This is a genomic window from Tsuneonella mangrovi (assembly GCF_002269345.1).
In the GTDB taxonomy this organism is placed as follows: domain Bacteria; phylum Pseudomonadota; class Alphaproteobacteria; order Sphingomonadales; family Sphingomonadaceae; genus Tsuneonella; species Tsuneonella mangrovi.
In genome coordinates, this window is the sequence record NZ_CP022889.1 from 641,863 (window position 1) to 661,156 (window position 19,294).

Genomic DNA, 19,294 nt, shown 5'->3' on the forward strand with positions numbered 1-19,294 from the left:
TGCTTGAGAGGCGTAAGACCGAAGTCAGAGTGGGCCTCTGGCGAGGTTTTGCAACGAAACAGGCGGCCAAATGGGCCGAACCCCGTAGGGGCCGGGCCGAAAAGCGCCAATTCTGCGTCGTTCGTCCTCGAATATGCCAGCATGTCCTTTGTCCTCACTCCTGGAATTGACGCTTTTCGCCTCCGGCCGTGACCGTGAGGAATCTGTCCACGCGGCCTAGCCCATGCAAGCGGTCCGGCAAAAGAGCGTGTTCCACCTTGGTCTCAATTCTTTGAAGTGATACCGCTCGTCCTTCTGACGCGCTTGGTGGAGGGGCGAGGACATGGGCATGAAGATATTCGCGATGATCGCAGCGGCGGCCTTGGCCTCGGCGGCAACGGCGCAGGATACCGCGCCTCCGCTCGCCCCCGCCGAACCGCTCAGCACCTACCTCGACAACACCGGCCGGCCCGATGCGTGGTCGGGCGGCGAGCGGATGGTGCCGATCACCACGCCCGACGGCACCTTCAAGGTATGGATCAAGCGTTACGGCAACAATCCGCACATGAAGCTGCTGCTGCTCCATGGCGGACCTGCGATGGGCCACGACTACATGGCCGCGTTCGACAGTTTCCTCCCCGCGACGGGGATCGAGTTCTACCAATACGACCAGCTCGGTTCGGGCTGGAGCGACCGCCCGGACGACGACAACCTGTGGACGATCCCGCGCTATGTCAGCGAGGTCGACCAGGTCCGCAAGGCGATCGGCGGCGACGCCAGCAACTTCTGCCTGCTCGGCCACAGCTGGGGCGGTATCCTCGCGATCGAATACGCCCTCGCCCATCCGGACAAGATCAAGTGCCTCGTCATCTCGAACATGATGGCTTCGATCCCCGCCTACAACGAATACGCAGATAAAGTGCTCAAGCCGCAGCTCGATCCGGCCAAGCTGGCGCTGATCGAAAAGCTCGAGGCCGAAGGCAAGACCGACGACCCCGCCTACATGGGCACGCTGATCCCGGCTTGGTACGAACAGCACATCCTGCGGCGCCCGTTCGACCAGTGGCCGATCGGCGCGATGCATTCGTTCGAACGGGCCAACCAGCACATCTACGTGTTGATGCAAGGGCCAAGCGAGATGGGTGCCGGCGGGACGCTCGTGAACTGGGACAGGTTCAACGACCTTGCCAACATCGCCTTGCCCACGCTGGTGATCTCAGGCAAATACGACACGATGGACCCGGCCTACATGGCAAAGATGGCTGCCAAGCTGCCACACGGCGAGCTGCTCGCCACCAACGGCAGCCACATGGACATGTACGACGACCAGGCGACCTATTTCGCCGGGCTGAACGCATTCCTGCTGCGGCAGGCCAGGACCGGAAGCTGAGACACGCCATGACACGTATCGGGATTGTCGGCAGCGAAGGACGCATGGGGCTTGCGCTGGCCGAGGCGGTGGCCGACGCCGGGCTCGACCTCGCAGGAGGCGTCGATCAGGGCGGTGACTGCGCGCGTCTGGCGGATTCGAGCGATGTGCTGGTCGATTTCTCGTCGCCGCTGGCGCTCGAAGGAAACCTCCACGCCGCGGTGGGAGCAGGAATCCCGATCCTCGTCGGAACGACCGGGCTGGAAGAGCGGCACCACACCGCGATCGACGCCGCCGCTCGGGTGATCCCGGTGCTGCAGACGGGCAATACCGCGCTCGGCGTCACCTTGCTCGCGCATCTCGTCAAGGAAGCCGCGTCCCGGCTCGGACCCGAATGGGATATCGAGATTCTCGAAATGCATCACCGGATGAAGGTCGATGCGCCCTCGGGCACTGCGCTGCTGCTCGGGCAAGCCGCAGCGGATGGGCGCGGGATCGACCTCGCCTCTCATTCCGAACGCGGGCGCGATGGGCAAACCGGCGCGCGCAAAGAAGGCGCAATCGGCTTCGCATCGCTGCGCGGGGGAACCGTCGCTGGCGAGCACAGCGTGATCCTTGCGGGCGAACATGAACGCCTGACCCTGTCGCACAGCGCGGAAGACCGGATGATTTTCGCACGCGGCGCGGTCAAGGCGGCCCAGTGGCTGGTGGACAAGACCTCGGGAAGATATGGAATGCAGGATGTTCTAGGACTATAGGTCAAATCTTCAGGTTCGATCGCATATAAAGGGGGCTATATGCGCCGGACCACGTCTGTTCTTTTGCTTATTGTACTATCAGGATGCTCGACACTGCAGGGCAGGCCAACACCTGTTCTTGACATGGGGAACATCGTAACGGCTGCCAGGGCACTCAAGCCGGACGAGACGCTCGAGAAATATTCCAAGCTCAACGATGCGAATAAGGAACGTGCCTACCGCGATCAGGTGTTGTTCACCTACATGGCCGCCATCGATGCCCGCTATCGCAATTTCATCGCGGGCCTGTCGAGCCAGAGGAAGGGTGGCAACGCACTTCTCTCGACTTTCGCCTTGTATACCAGCGCACTCGCCTCGGTAACGACCGGCGACACAGCCACCGGTTTCGCAACAAGCTCAACATTTCTTCAGGGCACGCAAGGCCAGCTCAACAAGGAATTATTCTACGAGCAATCGTTGCCGGCCATAATCGCTTTAATGGAAAGCGAACGCGCCAAGGTCAGGGCCCAGATTCTCACAAATCTGAAGATCGACAGAGCAAAAACCAATGTCGAGTATGGCCTGAGCGAAGCGTTCGTGGATATTGGGAAGTATGAGGATGCAGCTTCGGTTGAGAAAGCTGTTGCCCGACTCGTCCAGCAAGCGTCGCAAAAGCTCACTAGCGCCGAATACAACGAAGATAATGCTATCAAGGGCTTGTACGAAGCGCGCGAGAAAGCCGAACAACCGAAAGATCAATGACCAAAGACCAGATCTTCGAATTCTTCCGGCGGCTGGCCGAGGACAACCCCGACCCGCAGACCGAACTCGAGTTCGGCAACGCCTACCAGCTGGTCGTCGCGGTCGCGCTTTCGGCGCAGGCGACCGATGTCGGCGTAAACAAGGCCACCCGCGCACTGTTCGCCAAGGTGAAGACCCCGCAGCAAATGATCGCGCTGGGGGAGGACGGCCTCAAGGAATACATCAAGACGATCGGGCTGTTCAATTCGAAGACCAAGAACGTCATCGCGCTCAGCCATATGCTGGTCGACGATTACGGCGGCGAAGTTCCCGACAGCCGCGACGAGCTGGTCAAGCTGCCCGGGGTCGGCCGAAAGACCGCCAACGTCGTGCTCAACTGCTGGTTCCACCAGGAGACCTTTGCGGTCGACACGCACATCTTCCGCGTCGGCAACCGCACCGGGCTCGCCAAGGGCAAGACGCCCGAGCAGGTCGAGGCCAAGCTGGAAAAGCGCGTGCCGGAACCGTTCCGGTTGGGCGCGCATCACTGGCTGATCCTGCACGGGCGCTACGTGTGCAAAGCGCGCACGCCCGAATGCTGGCGCTGCAAGGTCGCGGACCTGTGCAGCTATCGCAAGAAAGTGCTGGAGAAGCCCAAGGGTCGCGGCTGACCGCCCTGCCCCTTATTTCGCCGCGCGTGCCTTCACCGCGAGGCCCGGATCGTCAGTGAACACGCCGTCGATCCCGGCAGCAGCAATCGCCTTGAACGCGGCCGCGTAGTTGCCCTTCGCCGCCGGATTGGTGCCGATCTGGAGCGCTGGCGGCAGGAACGCATTTTCCTTGCGCAGCGTCCAGCCGTGGATCTTGAGGCCTGCGGCGTGGGCATCGGCGACCAGCGCGGTAGGCTTGCCGTCAGGGTCGACAAGCTCGCGGAAATCCGGCCCGATCGCGTCGGCATATTTGGCGATATCGGCGAGCCCGCTCGGCGTGGCCATGTTGGCATAGCTCATCCCCGGTTCGTCTGCCGGGCCACCTTCGCGCTCGACCAGCTGGACCAGCTTGAAACGGCTGCGCTGCTTGAGGCGCTGCAACGCCCCGACCTCGAAGCATTCGATGAACACCGGGTAGTCGGCTGTTACACCGTACTTTTTAAGATCGAGCAGCAGGAGGTCGACGGTATCGATGCCCTGCTCCTGCAGCAGGAAGGTCGGGTGCTTGAGTTCGAGATAGAGCCCCACCTTGCGGCCCGTCTCGGCTTGCTTCGCGCGCACCAGCCGGACGATCTGCGCCAGCGTCGGCACCTGGTAGAGCCCGTCGAACTGCGCGTTGATCGGGCGGAGGCCGGGCAAGCGCTCCTTGGCGTGGAGCGTTTCGAGCTCGGCCAGCGTGAAGTCTTCTGCGAACCAGCCGTTGATCAGCTTTCCATCGATTTCCTTCGCCTTGCGGCGGTCGGCGAATTCGGGGTGGTCCGCTACGTCGGTGGTATCCGTCAGGTCGTTTTCGTGCCGCGCGACGAGAACCCCGTCCTTGCTCACGACGAGGTCAGCCTCGATGTAGTCGGCACCATCGTCAATCGCCTTTTCGTAAGCCGCCAGCGTATGCTCGGGCCGTTCGCCGCTGGCACCGCGATGGGCGATGATCAGTTGGGCATGAGCGGTGGCGGGAACGGTCATGGCAAGTGCCGCAAGGGCGAGGAAGATTCGCATGGAGGCGGTTGTGGCAGCGCCATTGCGAACGTCAACCGAGCACGCGCGCAATCGCGGCGCGCACCTGCACTTCCCGTTCGCTCCAGTCGCCCGAAATGACTTCGTAAGTCACGCCCGTCCGTTCCAGCATGTCCTGCGCCGTCGCCGCGAACTTCGCGCGCAATTCGGCCGTGCCGAAGAACCGCGTCCCGTCGGCAATCCACGGCACATCGGGCGCAAACAACAGGTAGAGTTCAGCCTTGTCGTAGGTAAGCAATTCCTCCGGCACTTCGCCGAACAGCATCTGCGCCCATGCGGCGGTCATCAGAGGGTCGGTGTCGAGCAGCACCAGGGGCGGGTTGTCCACGCAAGCGGCGCGCATCAACCTGTCCTGCTCGCGTGCGATCGACAGCAAGTCCGCCATCGTGAAATCGGTAGTGACCTCCTCGGCATACGTACGCCCGTATTCGGGGACGAGCGGGCAGCCCAGGTCGGCGGCAAGCGTCTTGGCGAGCACGGACTTGCCGGTGCTTTCCGCGCCGTGGAAGCAGACCCGGATCACGCTGGCGCTTCTCCGCGCCGATCGGCCTTGGTCCACTCCACCAGCCCAAGCACCGACAGCACGAGGAACACGACATAGAGCCCTGCCAGCAGGTGGAGGTCGCGGATCACGTAGAGCGCAATCGAGGCGACATCGATCACGATCCACAGCACCCAGTTCTCGATCCGGCGGAAGTTGAGCAGGAACTGCGCGGCGACGCTCATCCCGGTTACCACGCTATCGGCCATCGGCAAGGCGGCATTGGTCCAGCGCGACAGTGCCAACCCCAGTCCGATGCTCACCACGCCGGTCGCGATCGCCCAGATAATTCGCGAACGCCATCCCATCCAGCGCACCGGCACCTGGTTGTGCGAATCCTTGACCTCGCTCCACAGCCACCAGCCCCAGGCGTTCACCACGAAAAAGAACACCTGCAACCCGGCCTCGGCGTATAGCCGCGCTTCGAACAGCACCACCGCGATGCAGCTGACCATCACCATCGCGGCGGGGAAATTCCACACCGACCGGCGAACCAGCATCACGATGTTGACGAGGCCGAATACCGTTCCGGCGATTTCAAGCAGACTCAATGAACCGGTTCCTCAGCCCAGTGCAGCAGACCATGCCGCAGGATCGAACCCGACCAGCACGCCGCCCGGATGTACCGCCACCGGGCGCTTGATCATCGAGGGATGCTCAACCATCAGCGCGATCGCCTTGGCCGCATCGATCCCGGACTTGTCGGCTTCGTCGAGCTTGCGGAAGGTCGTGCCGCGCCGGTTGAGCAACACTTCCCAGCCGACCTCCTTTTCCCACTCACGCAATTTGCCTGCGTCCGCACCCTCTTTCTTGTAGTCGTGGAAGGTATAGGAAATCTCCTCCCTTTCCAGCCACTTGCGCGCCTTTTTCACGGTGTCGCAATTGGGAATGCCGTAAAAATCGATGCTCATTTTCCGCCCCTTGACGTGAATTCATGGATGAGCGGATCGTCGCACCCGAACAAGGTATAGCTTTGATAGTAGTCCGCGCGGCCCTTCGCCTGCACCGCGCGGTGTTCGGCGATCCGCCCCCACGCGCGCGCCGAGGCTTCGCTGTCCCACTCGCTGATCGCAACCACTTCGCCATCGTCGGCGGTGTATGACTTGAACGAGAGGTAGCCTGGCTGCGCTGCAGCCAGCGCTTCCATCGCAGCCGCATCGGCAGCGTAGGCATCCGCATCCATGTCGGCGCGTTTGCGGTTACGGAACACCACCAGGTACATCAGCTTCCTCCCAGGTGCGCATCGGCTATCGCAACCGCCAGCGCGTCGGCCGCGTCGGCTCCGGCGACGGCGACTCCCGGCAAGAGCACCTTGAGCATTGCCTGCACCTGCGCCTTTTCCGCCCCGCCCGTGCCGACCACCGCCTTTTTCACCGCTCGCGCCGCGTGTTCGCGCACCGGGACGCCAGCCCGCCCGCACGCGGCGAGGACAGCGCCGCGCGCTTGCGCCAGCTTGAGCGTCGACTGCGGGTTCTTGTTGGAGAACACTTCCTCCACCGCCACCCGGTCGGGATCGTGCGCAGCGATCACTGCCGCAATCGCATCGTGCAAGTGATGCAGCCGCTCGGCCATTGGGGCCTTCGCCTGGGTAGGCACTTGCCCGTTGGCGATGTGCGAAATCCGGCTGCCTTCTGCCCGGATCACGCCCCAGCCGGTGCAACTGAGCGAGGGATCGAGGCCGAGGATGATCACGCCAGCGCGGTCACAGCCGCAAGCCGAAGCGCGGCCCGACCTGCATCATCGCGAGATAGAGCGCTACGGTCAGGACGCATCCCGCCAGCAATGCGATCCAGAAGCTCGTCCCCGAACGCAGCAGCGCCGGTATAAGCAGGAACATCGGCAAGCTGGGCAGTACGTACCAGAAGGTCGCTTCGGCATGGATCGCCATGTTTTCCGCATCGGGTCGCGCGTGCCAAAGGAAGATCATCCCAAGCACGGAAACCAGCGGCAAGGACGCGACGATCGCCGCCGTCGCCGGCAGCCGCCGCCCGATCTCGGAAATCGCGGTGATCATCGCGCCCGCGAGCAATGCTTTCGCGAGCAGCGACCACATCAGCCCAGCTTCTCCATGATCGCGTCGTCGACCTCGTAGTTGCCCCACACGGTCTGCACGTCATCATCGTCGTCGAGCGCGTCGATCAGGTTGAACAGCGTCTGCGCGCTGCCTTCGTCGACGTCGACGGTGATGTTGGGCTTCCACGCCAGCTTGACGCTTTCCGCTTCGCCGAGCGACTGTTCCAGAGCGCCCGCAACCTCGTGGAGCGTTTCCATCTCGGTCCAGATGGTGTGGCCGTCTTCGCTCGATTCGACATCGTCGGCACCGGCTTCGATCGCCGCTTCGAGGACTTTCTCCTCGTCGCCTGCGCTTGCCGGGTACTCGATCATCCCCTTGCGCTCGAAGCCGTGACTCACCGCCCCGCTTGCGCCGAGGTTGCCGCCGTTCTTGCTGAACGCGGTGCGCACATTGGTCGCAGTGCGATTGCGGTTGTCGGTCAGCGCTTCGACGATCAACGCCACCCCGCCCGGGCCATACCCTTCGTAACGAATCTCTTCGTAATCATCGCCTTCGTTGGCACTGGCCTTGTCGATCGCACGCTGGATGTTGTCCTTGGGCATCGACTGCGCCTTGGCGTTGTTGATTGCCAGCCGCAGGCGCGGGTTCATGTCCGGATCGGGCGTGCCCATCTTGGCCGCCACGGTGATCTCGCGCGAAAGCTTGGAAAACATCGCGCTGCGCTTCTTGTCCTGCGCGCCCTTGCGATGCATGATGTTCTTGAATTTGGAATGACCTGCCATGGGTTCGTTCTGACCGTGTGATTTCCTGATAAGGTGGACGGGGGCATTAGCCGCATGGACGGGCAGCCGACAAGGGCCGGAATTGGCCCCACGATTCCCAGCGCGATCCTGAGCGAGTGGAGACGGTTGGGCGGGTTCCTGCGCAATCCGGTCTTGCCCGACAGCGCGACCCTGCGCCCGAGCACAGCGATCAAGACGCTCGCCCCGCTTTACCTGCTCGACATGATCCTGATGGCGCTGCTGATCGGGGCGATGTTCACGGCCAAGGCAATGGGCATCAAACTGCCCGAACACATGCTGAGCGACATGAAGCTTGGCCCCGAATTGCTGGCCTACATCATCGTCCTAGCTCCGATCGGGGAGGAGACGCTTTTTCGCAGCTGGCTTTCGGGTCGCGCGGGTCACTGGATCGCACTGGCGCTGATCCTTCTCGGTGGCGCATTGACTGCCGCCCTCGCCCCCGGCCACTCGGGCCCGAACGGGCTTCCGGTGACGTTGGGCATTCCGCTGCTGACGCTGGCGGCGGCCCTGACCGTCCTGTGGGCGAAGCGCGGTCGACCGCCGCTCGGCTGGTACCAGCGCCATTTTCGGTGGTTCTTCTATCTCAGCGCGGCGGCGTTCGCCTCGATCCACCTGATGAACTTCGTCGGCGTGGCGCATCCGGTGCTGCTGCTTCCGCTGGTGCTGCCGCAACTGATCCTCGGGCTGCTCCTCGGCTACCTGCGGGTCAATCGCGGGTTGTGGGCCTCGTGCCTGATGCACATGCTGCACAACGCGCTGTTCATCGGCCTCATCCTGGCGACCGGCGGCAACTGATCAGAGCAGGCGTTGCCACCAGCTGACGTCGCGCCACGCGCCGAGCTTCCAGCCGACCTCGCGATAGACGCCCACTGCAGTGAACCCGACTGCCTGGTGCAACCCGATGCTGGCATCGTTTGGCAGCGCGATCCCGGCGAAAGCAGCATGGTAGCGACCAGCGAGACGTGCGAGCAGGTCGCCGTAGAGTGCCCTGCCCACGCCATGGCGCCTGAATCCCGGATCGACGTAAATTGCTACGTCGCATGACGAGCCATAGGCGGCGCGGGTCCGATGCGGAGAGCCGTAAGCATACCCGGCAAGTTTGCCGTCGTGCTCCGCCACCAGCCATGCATGGCTATGACCGTACTCCGCGATCCGCAGTGCCATCTCTGCTTCGCTCGGTGGCTCAAGCTCGAAGCTGACCCACGTATCGCGTACGAACGGCGCGTAGATCGCCGCGCAGCCAGGCGCATCGCGCTCGTCGGCCGGGCGGACGATTAGCGTCACATCGGTGCATCCGGAGTGAGAATGATCATGACGCTTGCACCGCTCCTTCGCCGATCGGGCGGTCAGCCGAGGCCGAGCGCCGCCTTGTAGGTGTCGAGCACCATTTCCATTTCGTTCCGGTCGTCGGGCTTCATTTTCCGCAACCGCACGACCTGGCGCATGATCTTGGGATCATAGCCGACCGCCTTGGCCTCCGCATAGACGTCGCGGATATCGTCGGCGATGCCCTTCTTCTCTTCCTCGAGGCGTTCGATACGCTCGATCAGCAGGCGCAGGCGGTCGTCGGTGGCATCGGCCATGTAAAGTCAACTCCAATGGTGTGAGAATCGGTTGGCCGTTCGATAGCTTGCGACCCGCCCTCGCGAAACCCGCTAGAGCGGCTAATCCGCGCGATTTTTCGCGATGCTGGCATCCATCCGCGCGATCTGTTCGTCGGTCGCGGGTGACTGGTATTTCGCCTTCCATTCCTCCATCGGCATCCCGTGGATCAGTTCGCGCGCCGCGCCCTTGTCGCCCGGGTAGCCGGCATCGCGAATCCAGTCGGCGAGGCAGTTGCGGCAGAACCCCGCCAGCCCCATCAGTTCGATGTTCTGCGCGTCATGGCGATGGCGCAGGTGGCGGACCAGCCGACGAAACGCGGCAGCCGCCACGGCATCGTCCAGCGCATCCAGCGGGTCACCCGAATTCGTATCCATAGTTACCATCCATCCTTGTAATGTAACCTCGCCCTGCCATAGGCGAGAGCCATGCAAAAGCTCGATCCGCGCAAGCGCAAGGTCAAGATCCTCGCTACCGTCGGCCCCGCGAGCCGCGATCCGGCGATGCTGGAAAAGCTCCACCGCGCCGGAGCGGACGCGTTTCGCGTCAACATGAGCCACGGCGACCATGCCACCCACGCCGAAACGATCAAGGCGATCCGCGCGCTCGAACGCACCAGCCAGCGCCCGATCGCGATCCTCGCCGACCTGCAAGGACCCAAGCTGCGCGTTGGCACGTTCAAGGATGGGCAGGCGGTGATCCGCCATTCGGGCCACTTCACGCTCGACCGCAATCCCGAACCCGGCGACGAAACCCGGGTCGAGCTGCCCCACCCGGAACTGTTCGAAGTGCTCCAGAAGGGCCAGCGGCTGCTGATCAACGATGGCAAGATCAAACTCAAGGTGCTCAAGGCGGGCAAGGACGAGATTCTCTGCTCGGCCGAGGTCGGTGGGGTGATCTCCGACCGCAAGGGCGTAAACGTGCCCGATGCCGAAGTGCCGATCCCGGCACTGACCGAGAAGGATCGCCGCGACCTCGCCTTCGCGGTCGAACAGGGGGTCGACTGGATCGGCCTGTCGTTCGTCCAGCGCCCCGAGGACCTTGCTGAAACGCGCAAACTGATGGGCGGAGCGGGGCCAGAGCGCCCGGCCCTTTGCGCCAAGATCGAAAAGCCGATGGCGGTACGGCGCCTGCACGAAATTCTCGAACTGAGCGACGGGATCATGGTGGCGCGCGGCGATCTGGGCGTCGAGCTCGATCCCGAGGAAGTCCCTCCGCTGCAGAAAAAGATCGTCAACCTCGCGCGCGGTGCGGGCAAGCCGGTGATCGTGGCGACGCAGATGCTCGAATCGATGATCGAAAGCCCGACCCCGACCCGAGCGGAGGTATCCGACGTTGCCAACGCGGTCTACGACGGGGCAGACGCGGTGATGCTCAGCGCGGAAACGGCTGCCGGCGAATGGCCGGAAGAAGCGGTCGGGATCATGGACCGGATCGCGCAGAACGTCGAACGCGACGATGCCTTCCTCTCGCGCGTCCGGTTCCTCGACACCCCGCCAGACAGCACCACGGCAGACGCGCTGGCCCATGCCTGCATGACGATCGCCGATACGGTCTCGGTGAGCGCGATCACGGTCTTTACCGGTTCGGGCAGCACCGCCCGCCGGGTTGCCCGCGAGCGCCCGAGTGTGCCGATGCTCGTTCTGACGCCTTCAACCAAAACCGCCCGGCGGATGGCGCTGCTGTGGGGCGCGCACGCAGTCGCCACCAAGGATATCGGCAGCTTCGAAGAGATGATCGCCAAGGGCAAGCGGATGGCTCTGCGCCACGGCTTCGGGCAGGCCGGCAGCAAATTGATCGCGCTCGCCGGTGTCCCGTTCGGCACGCCCGGATCGACCAACCTGCTTCACGTCGTGACCCTCAGCGGAGACGAGCTCAAGAAGCACGGCGGCTGACAGGAAAACGGCCGCTGCACCCGGAAGTGCAGCGGCCGCCCTCTTGGATTACCGGTCGATCAGACCAGCGCGTCGCGCTTGACCGTGATCACCTGCGAGTAAGTGAATTCCTTCAGACCCTCGACGCCGTATTCGGCGCCGAAGCCGGACTGCTTGTGGCCGCCGAACGGTGCGAACGGCGACAGGTTGAGGAACTCGTTGACCCAGACCGTGCCGGTTTCGAGCTGCTCGGCGATTTCCACGCCCTTTTCGGTATCCTTGGTCCACACCGCACCGGCGAGGCCGTAGTCCGAATTGTTGGCCCGCTCGATGACTTCGTCGATGGTCGAAAACTTCATCAGCGGCATGACCGGGCCGAACTGCTCCTCGGCCACGATGCGGGCATCCTCGGGCGGATTGTCGAGGATCGAGATCGGCACATAGTAGCCGCTGCCGCTCGGGTCGACATCGCCGCCAACAAGGAACTTGTAGCCGTTATCCTTGGCGTCCTGGATCAGCTCGCAGACCCTGTCGAACTGCTTCTTGTTCTGGATCGGGCCGACCCCGGTCCCTTGCTGCGACCCGTCCCCGACGGCCACGTTCTTCGAGTAGTCGGCAATCGCCTTGCTCAGGTCGTCGTAGATATCCTCGTGGATATAGATCCGCTTGGCCGCCACGCAGATCTGGCCCGCATTGGAAAAGCTCGACCAGAACAGCTGCTCGGCCACCTTCTCCACGTCGGCATCGGGCAATACGATCGAAGCGTCGTTGCCGCCCAGCTCGAGCGTGATCCGCTTGAGGTCTGCGCTGGCGCCTTCCATGATCTTCTTGCCGGTCGCGGTGGAGCCGGTGAAGGTGATCTTGTTGATGTCCGGGTGCGAGGTGATCAGCGGCCCGAGGCTGTCTTCGCCGGTGATGATGTTCACCGTTCCGGCCGGGACGACGTCCTTGATCAGCTCGCCGATCCGCAGGGTCGTGAGCGGGGTAAACGGGCTCGGCTTGAGCACGATCGTGCAGCCCGAGATGAGCGCCGGGACGATCTTCTGGAAGGCCATCGCCACCGGGAAATTCCACGGCACGATCCCGCCGACCACGCCGACCGGGACGCGGCGCGTGCGGCTGAGGCGCACATCGTCGTCCTGGTTGATCACGTCGTCGAGCGTCAGGGTCGACTGCGCCGACGCGAACGCGGTGGTCATCATGATTTCCTGCTGCGCCTGGATATGCGGCTTGCCCTGTTCGGTCGTCAGCAGTCGGTAGAGTTCGTCGGCGTTGTCCTTGATGACCCCGGCAATCGCCTGCACGACCTTGGTGCGTTCTTCGGGCGTGGTCTTGCGCCAGGTCTTGAACGCACGCCGGGCAGCCGCAACCGCACGATCCAGCTCTTCCTTGCCGCACGCCGGGACAGTCGCGATGACCTGCTCGTTCGCCGGGTTGATCACGTCGAGCGTGGCAGCAGTGCCGACCATCTCGCCATCGATCAGGTTCTTGTAAGCATCGACCATTTCCTGGGTCTCCTATCGTTGGGACCGGCCGCCGAAAAAGGGGGGGCGGCGACTCGGCCAAGTTTCTGAACGCAACCTACCACTCCGGCCCGGCACCGCCCACCGCTGCTGCGGTGGGTCGGGCCGGATTTGCGGACGGCCAGCCTATTTACTGTCTTCCAGCGCCTTGTCCTCGTTGGCGCGCTTGATGATGTACTGGCGGATCGCTTCTGCATCTGCCGGAGTCAGCGCCTTTGCGAAACTAACCATTCCGTTGTGCTGCAATGCGCCTTCGAGCACGACCGCCTTGATCGCATCCGGGCTGTCGATCGTTGGCGAATGCCGCAGGTCGGGCACAAGACCGCCGGAGATCGCACCGTCGCCATGGCACACGATGCAATAGCGGCCATAGAGGTCGCTACCCAGCGCAACCTGCTCCGCAGTTCCCGTGAACGGCGGCGGATCGAGCACCCGCTTGGCCATCGGCGGGGCCGCCGGCAGCTTGGCGGTGCCGCCCAGCTTGAACACCAGCAGGCGGCTGATGTTGCGCGTCGGGCCGGACTTGTCGGCCACCGCGCCCGCGACAAGGTCGTAAACTCCGCCCCAGCCTGCCAGGACAGCGACGTATTGCTCGCCATCGATCGAGTAGGTAATTGGCGCTGCGACGATCCCGGTCTGCGCCGGGAAGCTCCACAGCTTGGTGCCCTTGTCGGCACTGTAGGCCACAAACTGGCTCGCCGCGTTGCCCTGGAACACGAGGTTGCCAGCCGTCGCCAACGTGCCGCCGTTCCACGGTCCCTTGAGCTCGACCGACCAGGCCTTGGCTTGCTTGACCGGGTCCCACGCCAGCAACGCACCGGTGGTCATTGCACGCGCCGCGGCGCGAGCAGCCTTGTCGGCCGGCAACGAGGTCTTTCCGCCGTCGAGCCCGATCTGGTAACCGATCGCGGTCGGCTTCCAGTCCTTCTGGGCGAGATAGGCCTGCGCCACCTGGTTGGTCGGGATATAGACCAGCCCGGTCTTGTCGCTCATGCTCATCGCCTGCCAGGTATGGGCGCCCATCGCACCGGGTAGCGAGATGAAGGCCTTGCCGGTCTTTTCGTAGCGGGCATCGGGATTGATCTTGGGCTTTCCGGTCTTCGGATCGATCCCGGTGGTCCAGTTCTGCGTCGCAAACGGCTTCGCGTTCAGGAACTGCCCGGTCTTGGCATCGAGAACGTAGAAGTAGCCGTTCTTGGGCGCGTGGAGCGCGACGTGGCGCATCTTCCCGCCGATTTCCAGATCGGCGAGCATGATCTGCGCGTCGCTGTCGAAGTCCCAACGATCTTCCGGGGTTTCCTGGAAGTGCCAGCGGTATGCACCGGTATCGGCGTCCACCGCAACGATCGAGGCGGTGTAGAGTGCATCACCGTCACCGCGATCGACCGCGTTCGGGTTCCACGGCTCGGCATTACCCGTGCCGAACAGCACGAGGTTAGTCGTCGGGTCGTACGTGATCGCGTCCCACACGGTGCCGCCACCGCCGAGCTTCCACCATTCGCCGCCCCAGGTCTTGGCGGCATCTTCCATAGCCTTGGCGTTGGGGCCTTCCTTGTCGAATCCGTCAGCGGGATTGCCGGGCACGGTGTGGAAGGTCCACACCTCGCGCCCGGTCTTCCAGTCGAACGCGGAAATCGATCCGCGCGCCTTGTATTCCGCACCGCCGGAACCGATCAGGATCAGCCCCTTGGCCGCTCGTGGAGCGCCAGTGATGGTGTAGCTTTCCTGGTCGGGCACAGCGACGACCGACCATGCCACCTTCCCGTCCGACTGGTTGAGCGCCACCAGCCGGCCGTCGAGCGTGGCGACGTAGAGCTTGTCGCCATAGAGTGCGGCACCGCGGTTGACTGCATCGCAGCAGGCGCGAACCAGAGTTTCGCGCGGCACCTGCGGATCGTAAGACCACTTCAATGCACCGGTCTTGGCATCGTAGGCGAACACCTTGGACCACGCGGTAGTCACGTAGAGCACTCCGTTGTGCATCAACGGCGTGCCTTCCTGCCCGCGCGCGGTGTCGAGGTCGGCGTACCAGGCGAGGCTCAGCTTGCCGACGTTCTTGTCGTCGATCTGGTCGAGCGGGGAATCGCGTTGTTCGGAATAAGTCCGGCCATAGGTCAGCCATTCATTTCCGGCGGCTGCTTCGATCAATGCATCCGTCACGCCGGTCGTGGGCGGGGTAACGGCGGCGGCTTCTCCGCCACCCTTCTCGCCCGTCATCTTGCCACAAGCCGCAAGCGGCAGCGCAAGCGCTACCACGATCGCCAATCCCAAACGCATCCTCATCTCCCACTGTTCTGCTGCAAATGCCCGGGATCGTTCCGCCCCGGATCGGTTGCATCGAGGAACCTTGTGGCAGGACCGCGCGCCCGATGCGAGTCGATAATTTCGTCGGTCTCGCTCTGGACGCAACATTGGGCGCTGCTAGGCTGTATCCGGACGGGGCTTGAACGACTGGGAGATGCACCGATGTGCGATGATACCGATCTTGCCGAATTTCGCCGCCGTGGGGGCCTCAGCCGCCGCGAATTCGGCGCAGCAGGGATGGCGACCGGCCTTGTCGCTTGCACGCAGGGTTCGACCGGCGCGGCGAGCGCTGCCAGTGATAGCGCCACATCGGCGATGGCAGGGGAAATGGTCTCTATCCCGACCGAGGACGGGACGATGGATGCTTATTGGGTCCATCCCGCAACGCCCTCGGCAGCAGTGATCATCTGGCCCGACATCGCGGGCATCCGCGATGCCTTCAAGGCGATGGCCGGAAGGTTGGCAGGCGAAGGCTATGCGGTCCTCGTCGCCAATCCCTACTACCGTGATACCCCTGCCCCGCAGTTCGCCGACTTCAAGGATTTCCTCGACACCGGCGGGTTCCAGAAAGTCACTCCGTGGCGCGAGAAGCTCGATGCCAATTCGATCGGACGCGACGCGAAGACGCTTGTCCAGTGGCTCGACCTGCAAAGCGCGGTCGACACGTCGAAAGGCATCGGCACGCAGGGCTATTGCATGGGCGGGCCGTTCACCGTGTGGACCGCCGCCGCCGTCCCTGCTCGGGTGCGCGGATCGGCCAGCTTTCACGGCGCGGGAATTGTTCGCGAAGGCCCGCAGAGCCCGCACTTGATGCTCAAGGACACGAAGGCAAGCTTCCTGTTCGCAATCGCGCAGAACGATGATGCCAAGCAACCCGAAGCCAAGGACATGCTGCGCAAGGCCGCCGAAGCCGCGGGCCGGCCGGCCGAGATCGAAGTTTATCCTGCCGATCACGGCTGGTGCGTGCTCGACACGCCGGTCTACGACAAAGCGCAGGCGGAGAAGGCGTGGAGCAGGCTCAACGCGCTTTACCGAACTGCGTTGGCCTAGGCGCTTTCCTACTCTGCGCGAACCGTCCTAAACCCGCAAGCGATGGCTTGCGACCTACCGACGATATCGATCCGAAGCGACGGCGCGCCCGCCGAACTGCTCGCGACCCCGAAAGTCACACACCGGGCCGAAAAAGTCCTGCAATCCCCGTGTGCAACACGAACAAAGTCACACTTTTCTAATCCGGAAATAGCGTTCCGCTATCGCACGGCCTTTCGGGCTGGCCGCATCCGGTTTTCCTTGCCCGCCGCCCTCTGCCCGCTAGGATGCGGACAGAGGAGATTATGATGGGTTATTTTCTGATCCTGCTGCTGGTTGCGCTGCTCGTATTCCTGATGAGCAGCGTGCGCGTCGTCCGCCAGGGCTACGTCTATACGATCGAGCGGTTCGGACGATTCACCAAGTCGGCCGATCCGGGCCTGCACATCATCACCCCGTTCATCGACCGGGTGGGTCACAAGATCAACATGATGGAGCAAGTGCTCGACATTCCGGGCCAGGAAATCATCACCAAGGACAACGCGATGGTCGGGGTCGACGCAGTGGTGTTCTTCCAGGTGCTCGAAGCGGGCAAGGCCGCTTACGAGGTATCGGGACTGCACCCGGCGATCATGGCGCTGACCACCACCAACCTGCGCACCGTGATGGGCAGCATGGATCTCGACGAAACGCTCTCCAAGCGTGACGAGATCAACGCCCGGCTGCTGTCCGTGGTCGATCACGCGACTTCGCCGTGGGGCGTAAAGATCACCCGCGTCGAGATCAAGGACATCCGCCCGCCGCTCGACATTTCCGAGGCGATGGCGCGGCAGATGAAGGCCGAGCGCCTGAAGCGCGCCGAGATCCTCGAGGCCGAGGGCGACCGGGCGAGCCGGATCCTGCGCGCAGAGGGCGAGAAGCAGTCCGCGATCCTTTCCGCAGAGGGCAAGCGCGAAGCCGCCTTCCGCGACGCCGAAGCGCGCGAGCGTGCGGCGGAGGCCGAAGCGCGCGCGACGCAGATGGTGTCCGACGCGATCGCACAGAGCGGCAATGCGGCGATCAACTACTTCATCGCACAGGAATACACCAAGGCGGTCGGCAAGTTCGCGACCAGCCCGAATGCCAAGACGATCCTGTTCCCGGTCGAAGCGACTCAGCTGATCGGTTCGCTCGGCGGGATCGGCGAGCTGGTGCGCGATGCGATCAAGCCGGGCGACGTTAATGTTACGTCGACCGTGCCGTCGGCATCCGGCACTCCTCTGCCCTCAGGGCGGTCGCGTACCTCGGTCCCGCATACCGGGCGCAGCAGCAGCTGATGGACTGGCTGACCGACATCGATAGCTATTGGGCGTGGCTGGCCCTCGGGCTGCTGCTGGCGATCTTCGAGATGCTGGTGCCGGGCGTCTACCTGATCTGGCTGGCGCTCGCCGCGCTGGTCACAGGGGCGCTGACCTATGTGCTCGACTTTGGCGTCCCGCTGCAGATCGTGAACTTCGTGTTCCTGTCGTTGATCATCGTCTATTCTGCACGGCGAATAGTACGCGACAACCCGATCGAAAGCACCGATCCGTTCCTCAACAACCGGATGGGTCGGTTGGTCGGCCAGACCGGGACAGTCAGCCTCGCCATAACCAGTGGAACGGGCCGGGTCAGGCATGGTGACAGCGAGTGGAACGCGCGCGGGCCCGACCTCGATGCCGGCACGCGCATCAAGATCACCGGCTACGAAGGCGGGACATTGATCGTCGAGCCGCTGGCCCGGATCGAGGACCAGAGCGGCGAGGAAGGAACCGCACCCGCCTGATGCGGGCTATCCGGCGACGGTTTCGTTGAACCGCCCGTATTTGCGATAGCGGGTCATCCAGCGATCGAGGAACAGGCCGAGCGGTCGCGGAGCAATGCCCAGCTGCTTCATGCCGGGCAGCTTGCCGCTCGGCACGTTGCCTTCCTTGAGCATGATCCACTGATCGGTGCCCATCGGCGTACCCGGGAGCGCGGCAAAAACCGCCGACAGTATGTCGGGCATTTCGATGAAAGTGCGCTTGCGATGTTCGCTCGCCGCGATCCGCTTGTGCAGCTCGAACATGGTGATCGCTTCCGGCCCGCCGATCTCGAACGTCTTGCCGCCGTGCGCCGCCGGATCGGCAAGCGTCGCGGCAATCGCTTCCGCCGCATCGTCAACGAACAGCGGCTGGAGCGGCGAATGCGGCGCGAACACCGGCAGGACAGGAGCGATCGCGATCAGTCCGGCGAACATCTGGATGAACTGGTCGTCCTCGCCGAACAGCACCGAAGGCCGCAGGATCGTCGCCTTGGGAAACGCAGCCAGCACGGCAGCTTCGCCTTCTGCCTTGGCGCGGGCGTAGCCGCTGGCCGAATCGATACCAGCACCGATCGCGCTGACGTGGACCATCGCGCTTGCTCCCGCCTTGGCAGCGGCTCTGGCGACATTGCCAGCGCCCTCGCCCATCACTCCGGCAAGATCGCCCGAGAACGTGCCCACGAGGTTCACTACCGCGTCCGATCCGGAAACAACCGCGGCAACCGTGTGCGGCTTGGTCACATCGCACGGAAGGAATTCGATCTGGCCCAGTTGCGCCAGCGGCTTGAGCTTGAAGCCCTTCTCCGGATGCCGGCTGGCGATCCGCAGGCGCGCCCCGCGCTCGAGCAGCGCCTGGGCCACATGGTCACCCACGAAGCCGCTGCCGCCGATAATCGTCACCAGCTTGCCGTTGAGGGGATTGCGCGTTGCCATGGGTCTACCTCTGGAAGGTCGATTGGAGATGTGAATCTGTCCAGGCCGCCCTGCCAAAATGGAGCGCACGCTGCAACTGCGCATCGCCATGCGAAGTTCGTTGACAACAACCCGCCCGCTTCGCTAGTGGCGCCCGCCTACCCGCAGCCGGACTTCGATGACCGGAGCGCATGTGTGCCCAGATGGCGGAATTGGTAGACGCACCGTCTTCAGGTGGCGGCGCTCGCAAGGGCGTGGAGGTTCGAGTCCTCTTCTGGGCACCATTTCATCGATATTTGAGGGCGCCGGGACCACGGGCG

General features: G+C 63.6%; 23 protein-coding genes and 1 tRNA gene. 10 read left to right on the plus strand and 14 right to left on the minus strand.

Annotated features, from left to right (window positions below):
* Positions 1-328: 328 nt before the first annotated feature.
* The 4 genes from CJO11_RS03090 to nth all read left to right on the plus strand — a co-directional run bounded on the left by CJO11_RS03090 (position 329) and on the right by nth (position 3,497).
* Complete coding sequence (locus CJO11_RS03090; protein ID WP_169829122.1) at positions 329-1,369, plus strand: proline iminopeptidase-family hydrolase; 1,041 nt, start codon at positions 329-331, stop codon at positions 1,367-1,369.
* An 8-nt stretch (positions 1,370-1,377) separates the two neighbouring features.
* A complete protein-coding gene (dapB, locus tag CJO11_RS03095; RefSeq protein ID WP_095011397.1) occupies positions 1,378-2,106 on the plus strand; it encodes a 4-hydroxy-tetrahydrodipicolinate reductase in 729 nt (242 codons plus the stop codon).
* A gap of 123 nt (positions 2,107-2,229) precedes the next feature.
* Positions 2,230-2,847, plus strand: coding sequence for a hypothetical protein (locus CJO11_RS03100; protein WP_095011398.1), 618 nt, complete (start codon positions 2,230-2,232; stop codon positions 2,845-2,847).
* Positions 2,844-3,497 carry an endonuclease III gene (gene nth, locus CJO11_RS03105; protein ID WP_095011399.1) on the plus strand — a complete coding sequence of 218 codons (654 nt, stop codon included), beginning with the start codon at positions 2,844-2,846 and terminating at the stop codon, positions 3,495-3,497. The genes CJO11_RS03100 and nth overlap by 4 nt, the downstream gene beginning before the upstream one ends.
* Before the next feature lie 12 nt (positions 3,498-3,509).
* On the opposite strand, the gene CJO11_RS03110 is transcribed toward nth, so the two are convergent.
* Genes CJO11_RS03110 through CJO11_RS03145 form a run of 8 tightly spaced genes read right to left on the minus strand, consistent with a single transcriptional unit; the run spans position 3,510 to position 7,887 of the window.
* Positions 3,510-4,532: a glycerophosphodiester phosphodiesterase family protein gene (locus CJO11_RS03110; RefSeq protein WP_095011400.1), complete on the minus strand. Its 1,023-nt coding sequence runs from the start codon at positions 4,530-4,532 to the stop codon at positions 3,510-3,512.
* Positions 4,533-4,563: 31 nt separating this feature from the next.
* Entirely contained in the window at positions 4,564-5,073 is a 510-nt protein-coding gene (locus CJO11_RS03115; RefSeq protein WP_095011401.1) for an AAA family ATPase, read from the minus strand.
* Positions 5,070-5,642, minus strand: coding sequence for a nicotinamide riboside transporter PnuC (gene pnuC, locus CJO11_RS03120; protein WP_095011402.1), 573 nt, complete (start codon positions 5,640-5,642; stop codon positions 5,070-5,072). The genes CJO11_RS03115 and pnuC overlap by 4 nt, the downstream gene beginning before the upstream one ends.
* A gap of 12 nt (positions 5,643-5,654) precedes the next feature.
* Complete coding sequence (locus CJO11_RS03125; RefSeq protein ID WP_095011403.1) at positions 5,655-6,002, minus strand: ArsC family reductase; 348 nt, start codon at positions 6,000-6,002, stop codon at positions 5,655-5,657.
* Positions 5,999-6,313, minus strand: a complete 315-nt coding sequence (locus CJO11_RS03130) for an antibiotic biosynthesis monooxygenase family protein (protein ID WP_095011404.1) — start codon at positions 6,311-6,313, stop codon at positions 5,999-6,001. Before CJO11_RS03130 ends, CJO11_RS03125 begins: the two co-directional genes overlap by 4 nt.
* Positions 6,313-6,783 carry a crossover junction endodeoxyribonuclease RuvC gene (ruvC, locus tag CJO11_RS03135; protein WP_095011405.1) on the minus strand — a complete coding sequence of 157 codons (471 nt, stop codon included), beginning with the start codon at positions 6,781-6,783 and terminating at the stop codon, positions 6,313-6,315. Before ruvC ends, CJO11_RS03130 begins: the two co-directional genes overlap by 1 nt.
* A 10-nt stretch (positions 6,784-6,793) precedes the next feature.
* Positions 6,794-7,144 carry a DUF3147 family protein gene (locus CJO11_RS03140; RefSeq protein WP_095011406.1) on the minus strand — a complete coding sequence of 117 codons (351 nt, stop codon included), beginning with the start codon at positions 7,142-7,144 and terminating at the stop codon, positions 6,794-6,796.
* Positions 7,144-7,887 carry a YebC/PmpR family DNA-binding transcriptional regulator gene (locus tag CJO11_RS03145; RefSeq protein WP_095011407.1) on the minus strand — a complete coding sequence of 248 codons (744 nt, stop codon included), beginning with the start codon at positions 7,885-7,887 and terminating at the stop codon, positions 7,144-7,146. The genes CJO11_RS03140 and CJO11_RS03145 overlap by 1 nt, the downstream gene beginning before the upstream one ends.
* 54 nt (positions 7,888-7,941) lie before the next feature.
* On the opposite strand from CJO11_RS03145, the gene CJO11_RS03150 reads away from it, so the two are divergent.
* Complete coding sequence (locus tag CJO11_RS03150) at positions 7,942-8,703, plus strand: CPBP family glutamic-type intramembrane protease (protein ID WP_095011408.1); 762 nt, start codon at positions 7,942-7,944, stop codon at positions 8,701-8,703.
* Here the strand turns inward: CJO11_RS03150 and CJO11_RS03155 are convergent, their stop codons facing one another.
* The 3 genes from CJO11_RS03155 to CJO11_RS03165 all read right to left on the minus strand — a co-directional run bounded on the left by CJO11_RS03155 (position 8,704) and on the right by CJO11_RS03165 (position 9,887).
* Positions 8,704-9,192 (minus strand): GNAT family N-acetyltransferase, encoded by a 489-nt coding sequence (locus CJO11_RS03155; RefSeq protein ID WP_205651099.1) that lies wholly within the window; start codon positions 9,190-9,192, stop codon positions 8,704-8,706. It abuts the gene before it with no gap.
* A gap of 62 nt (positions 9,193-9,254) precedes the next feature.
* Complete coding sequence (locus CJO11_RS03160) at positions 9,255-9,491, minus strand: DUF2312 domain-containing protein (RefSeq protein WP_095011409.1); 237 nt, start codon at positions 9,489-9,491, stop codon at positions 9,255-9,257.
* Positions 9,492-9,572: 81 nt separating this feature from the next.
* On the minus strand, positions 9,573-9,887 hold the full coding sequence (locus tag CJO11_RS03165) for a DUF1244 domain-containing protein (protein WP_095011410.1): 315 nt from the start codon (positions 9,885-9,887) through the stop codon (positions 9,573-9,575).
* A 51-nt stretch (positions 9,888-9,938) separates the two neighbouring features.
* Here CJO11_RS03165 and pyk point away from each other — a divergent pair, with 51 nt between their 5' ends.
* Entirely contained in the window at positions 9,939-11,405 is a 1,467-nt protein-coding gene (pyk, locus tag CJO11_RS03170) for a pyruvate kinase (RefSeq protein ID WP_095011411.1), read from the plus strand.
* 59 nt (positions 11,406-11,464) lie between these two features.
* Here the strand turns inward: pyk and CJO11_RS03175 are convergent, their stop codons facing one another.
* Together CJO11_RS03175 and CJO11_RS03180 are read right to left on the minus strand one after the other, a co-directional pair.
* On the minus strand, positions 11,465-12,889 hold the full coding sequence (locus CJO11_RS03175; protein ID WP_095011412.1) for an aldehyde dehydrogenase family protein: 1,425 nt from the start codon (positions 12,887-12,889) through the stop codon (positions 11,465-11,467).
* A gap of 144 nt (positions 12,890-13,033) precedes the next feature.
* Positions 13,034-15,190, minus strand: a complete 2,157-nt coding sequence (locus CJO11_RS03180; protein ID WP_338064655.1) for a PQQ-dependent dehydrogenase, methanol/ethanol family — start codon at positions 15,188-15,190, stop codon at positions 13,034-13,036.
* 183 nt (positions 15,191-15,373) lie between these two features.
* On the opposite strand from CJO11_RS03180, the gene CJO11_RS03185 reads away from it, so the two are divergent.
* From CJO11_RS03185 to CJO11_RS03195, 3 genes are all read left to right on the plus strand, one after another.
* Positions 15,374-16,261 (plus strand): dienelactone hydrolase family protein, encoded by an 888-nt coding sequence (locus tag CJO11_RS03185; RefSeq protein ID WP_095011414.1) that lies wholly within the window; start codon positions 15,374-15,376, stop codon positions 16,259-16,261.
* 287 nt (positions 16,262-16,548) lie between these two features.
* The gene (locus tag CJO11_RS03190) at positions 16,549-17,556 is read left to right on the plus strand and encodes an SPFH domain-containing protein (protein WP_095013187.1); all 1,008 of its coding nucleotides are present in this window, start codon (positions 16,549-16,551) and stop codon (positions 17,554-17,556) included.
* Complete coding sequence (locus CJO11_RS03195; RefSeq protein ID WP_095011415.1) at positions 17,556-18,044, plus strand: NfeD family protein; 489 nt, start codon at positions 17,556-17,558, stop codon at positions 18,042-18,044. Before CJO11_RS03190 ends, CJO11_RS03195 begins: the two co-directional genes overlap by 1 nt.
* Before the next feature lie 6 nt (positions 18,045-18,050).
* Here CJO11_RS03195 and CJO11_RS03200 read toward each other — a convergent pair whose 3' ends face one another.
* Positions 18,051-18,995: a complex I NDUFA9 subunit family protein gene (locus tag CJO11_RS03200; protein ID WP_095011416.1), complete on the minus strand. Its 945-nt coding sequence runs from the start codon at positions 18,993-18,995 to the stop codon at positions 18,051-18,053.
* Between the two features lie 176 nt (positions 18,996-19,171).
* Here CJO11_RS03200 and CJO11_RS03205 point away from each other — a divergent pair.
* Positions 19,172-19,258 (plus strand) — tRNA-Leu (locus CJO11_RS03205).
* Positions 19,259-19,294: the final 36 nt, after the last annotated feature.

What these genes read in the sequence shown, in the direction of transcription:
- CJO11_RS03090 (WP_169829122.1), top strand. Translation starts at nt 329, where the DNA reads ATGAAGATATTCGCGATGATCGCAGCGGCGGCCTTGGCCTCGGCGGCA.
- dapB (WP_095011397.1), top strand. Translation starts at nt 1,378, where the DNA reads ATGACACGTATCGGGATTGTCGGCAGCGAAGGACGCATGGGGCTTGCG.
- CJO11_RS03100 (WP_095011398.1), top strand. Translation starts at nt 2,230, where the DNA reads ATGGGGAACATCGTAACGGCTGCCAGGGCACTCAAGCCGGACGAGACG.
- nth (WP_095011399.1), top strand. Translation starts at nt 2,844, where the DNA reads ATGACCAAAGACCAGATCTTCGAATTCTTCCGGCGGCTGGCCGAGGAC.
- CJO11_RS03110 (WP_095011400.1), bottom strand. Translation starts at nt 4,532, where the DNA reads ATGCGAATCTTCCTCGCCCTTGCGGCACTTGCCATGACCGTTCCCGCC.
- CJO11_RS03125 (WP_095011403.1), bottom strand. Translation starts at nt 6,002, where the DNA reads ATGAGCATCGATTTTTACGGCATTCCCAATTGCGACACCGTGAAAAAG.
- CJO11_RS03130 (WP_095011404.1), bottom strand. Translation starts at nt 6,313, where the DNA reads ATGTACCTGGTGGTGTTCCGTAACCGCAAACGCGCCGACATGGATGCG.
- CJO11_RS03140 (WP_095011406.1), bottom strand. Translation starts at nt 7,144, where the DNA reads ATGTGGTCGCTGCTCGCGAAAGCATTGCTCGCGGGCGCGATGATCACC.
- CJO11_RS03145 (WP_095011407.1), bottom strand. Translation starts at nt 7,887, where the DNA reads ATGGCAGGTCATTCCAAATTCAAGAACATCATGCATCGCAAGGGCGCG.
- CJO11_RS03150 (WP_095011408.1), top strand. Translation starts at nt 7,942, where the DNA reads ATGGACGGGCAGCCGACAAGGGCCGGAATTGGCCCCACGATTCCCAGC.
- CJO11_RS03160 (WP_095011409.1), bottom strand. Translation starts at nt 9,491, where the DNA reads ATGGCCGATGCCACCGACGACCGCCTGCGCCTGCTGATCGAGCGTATC.
- CJO11_RS03165 (WP_095011410.1), bottom strand. Translation starts at nt 9,887, where the DNA reads ATGGATACGAATTCGGGTGACCCGCTGGATGCGCTGGACGATGCCGTG.
- pyk (WP_095011411.1), top strand. Translation starts at nt 9,939, where the DNA reads ATGCAAAAGCTCGATCCGCGCAAGCGCAAGGTCAAGATCCTCGCTACC.
- CJO11_RS03175 (WP_095011412.1), bottom strand. Translation starts at nt 12,889, where the DNA reads ATGGTCGATGCTTACAAGAACCTGATCGATGGCGAGATGGTCGGCACT.
- CJO11_RS03180 (WP_338064655.1), bottom strand. Translation starts at nt 15,190, where the DNA reads ATGAGGATGCGTTTGGGATTGGCGATCGTGGTAGCGCTTGCGCTGCCG.
- CJO11_RS03185 (WP_095011414.1), top strand. Translation starts at nt 15,374, where the DNA reads ATGTGCGATGATACCGATCTTGCCGAATTTCGCCGCCGTGGGGGCCTC.
- CJO11_RS03190 (WP_095013187.1), top strand. Translation starts at nt 16,549, where the DNA reads ATGGGTTATTTTCTGATCCTGCTGCTGGTTGCGCTGCTCGTATTCCTG.
- CJO11_RS03195 (WP_095011415.1), top strand. Translation starts at nt 17,556, where the DNA reads ATGGACTGGCTGACCGACATCGATAGCTATTGGGCGTGGCTGGCCCTC.
- CJO11_RS03200 (WP_095011416.1), bottom strand. Translation starts at nt 18,995, where the DNA reads ATGGCAACGCGCAATCCCCTCAACGGCAAGCTGGTGACGATTATCGGC.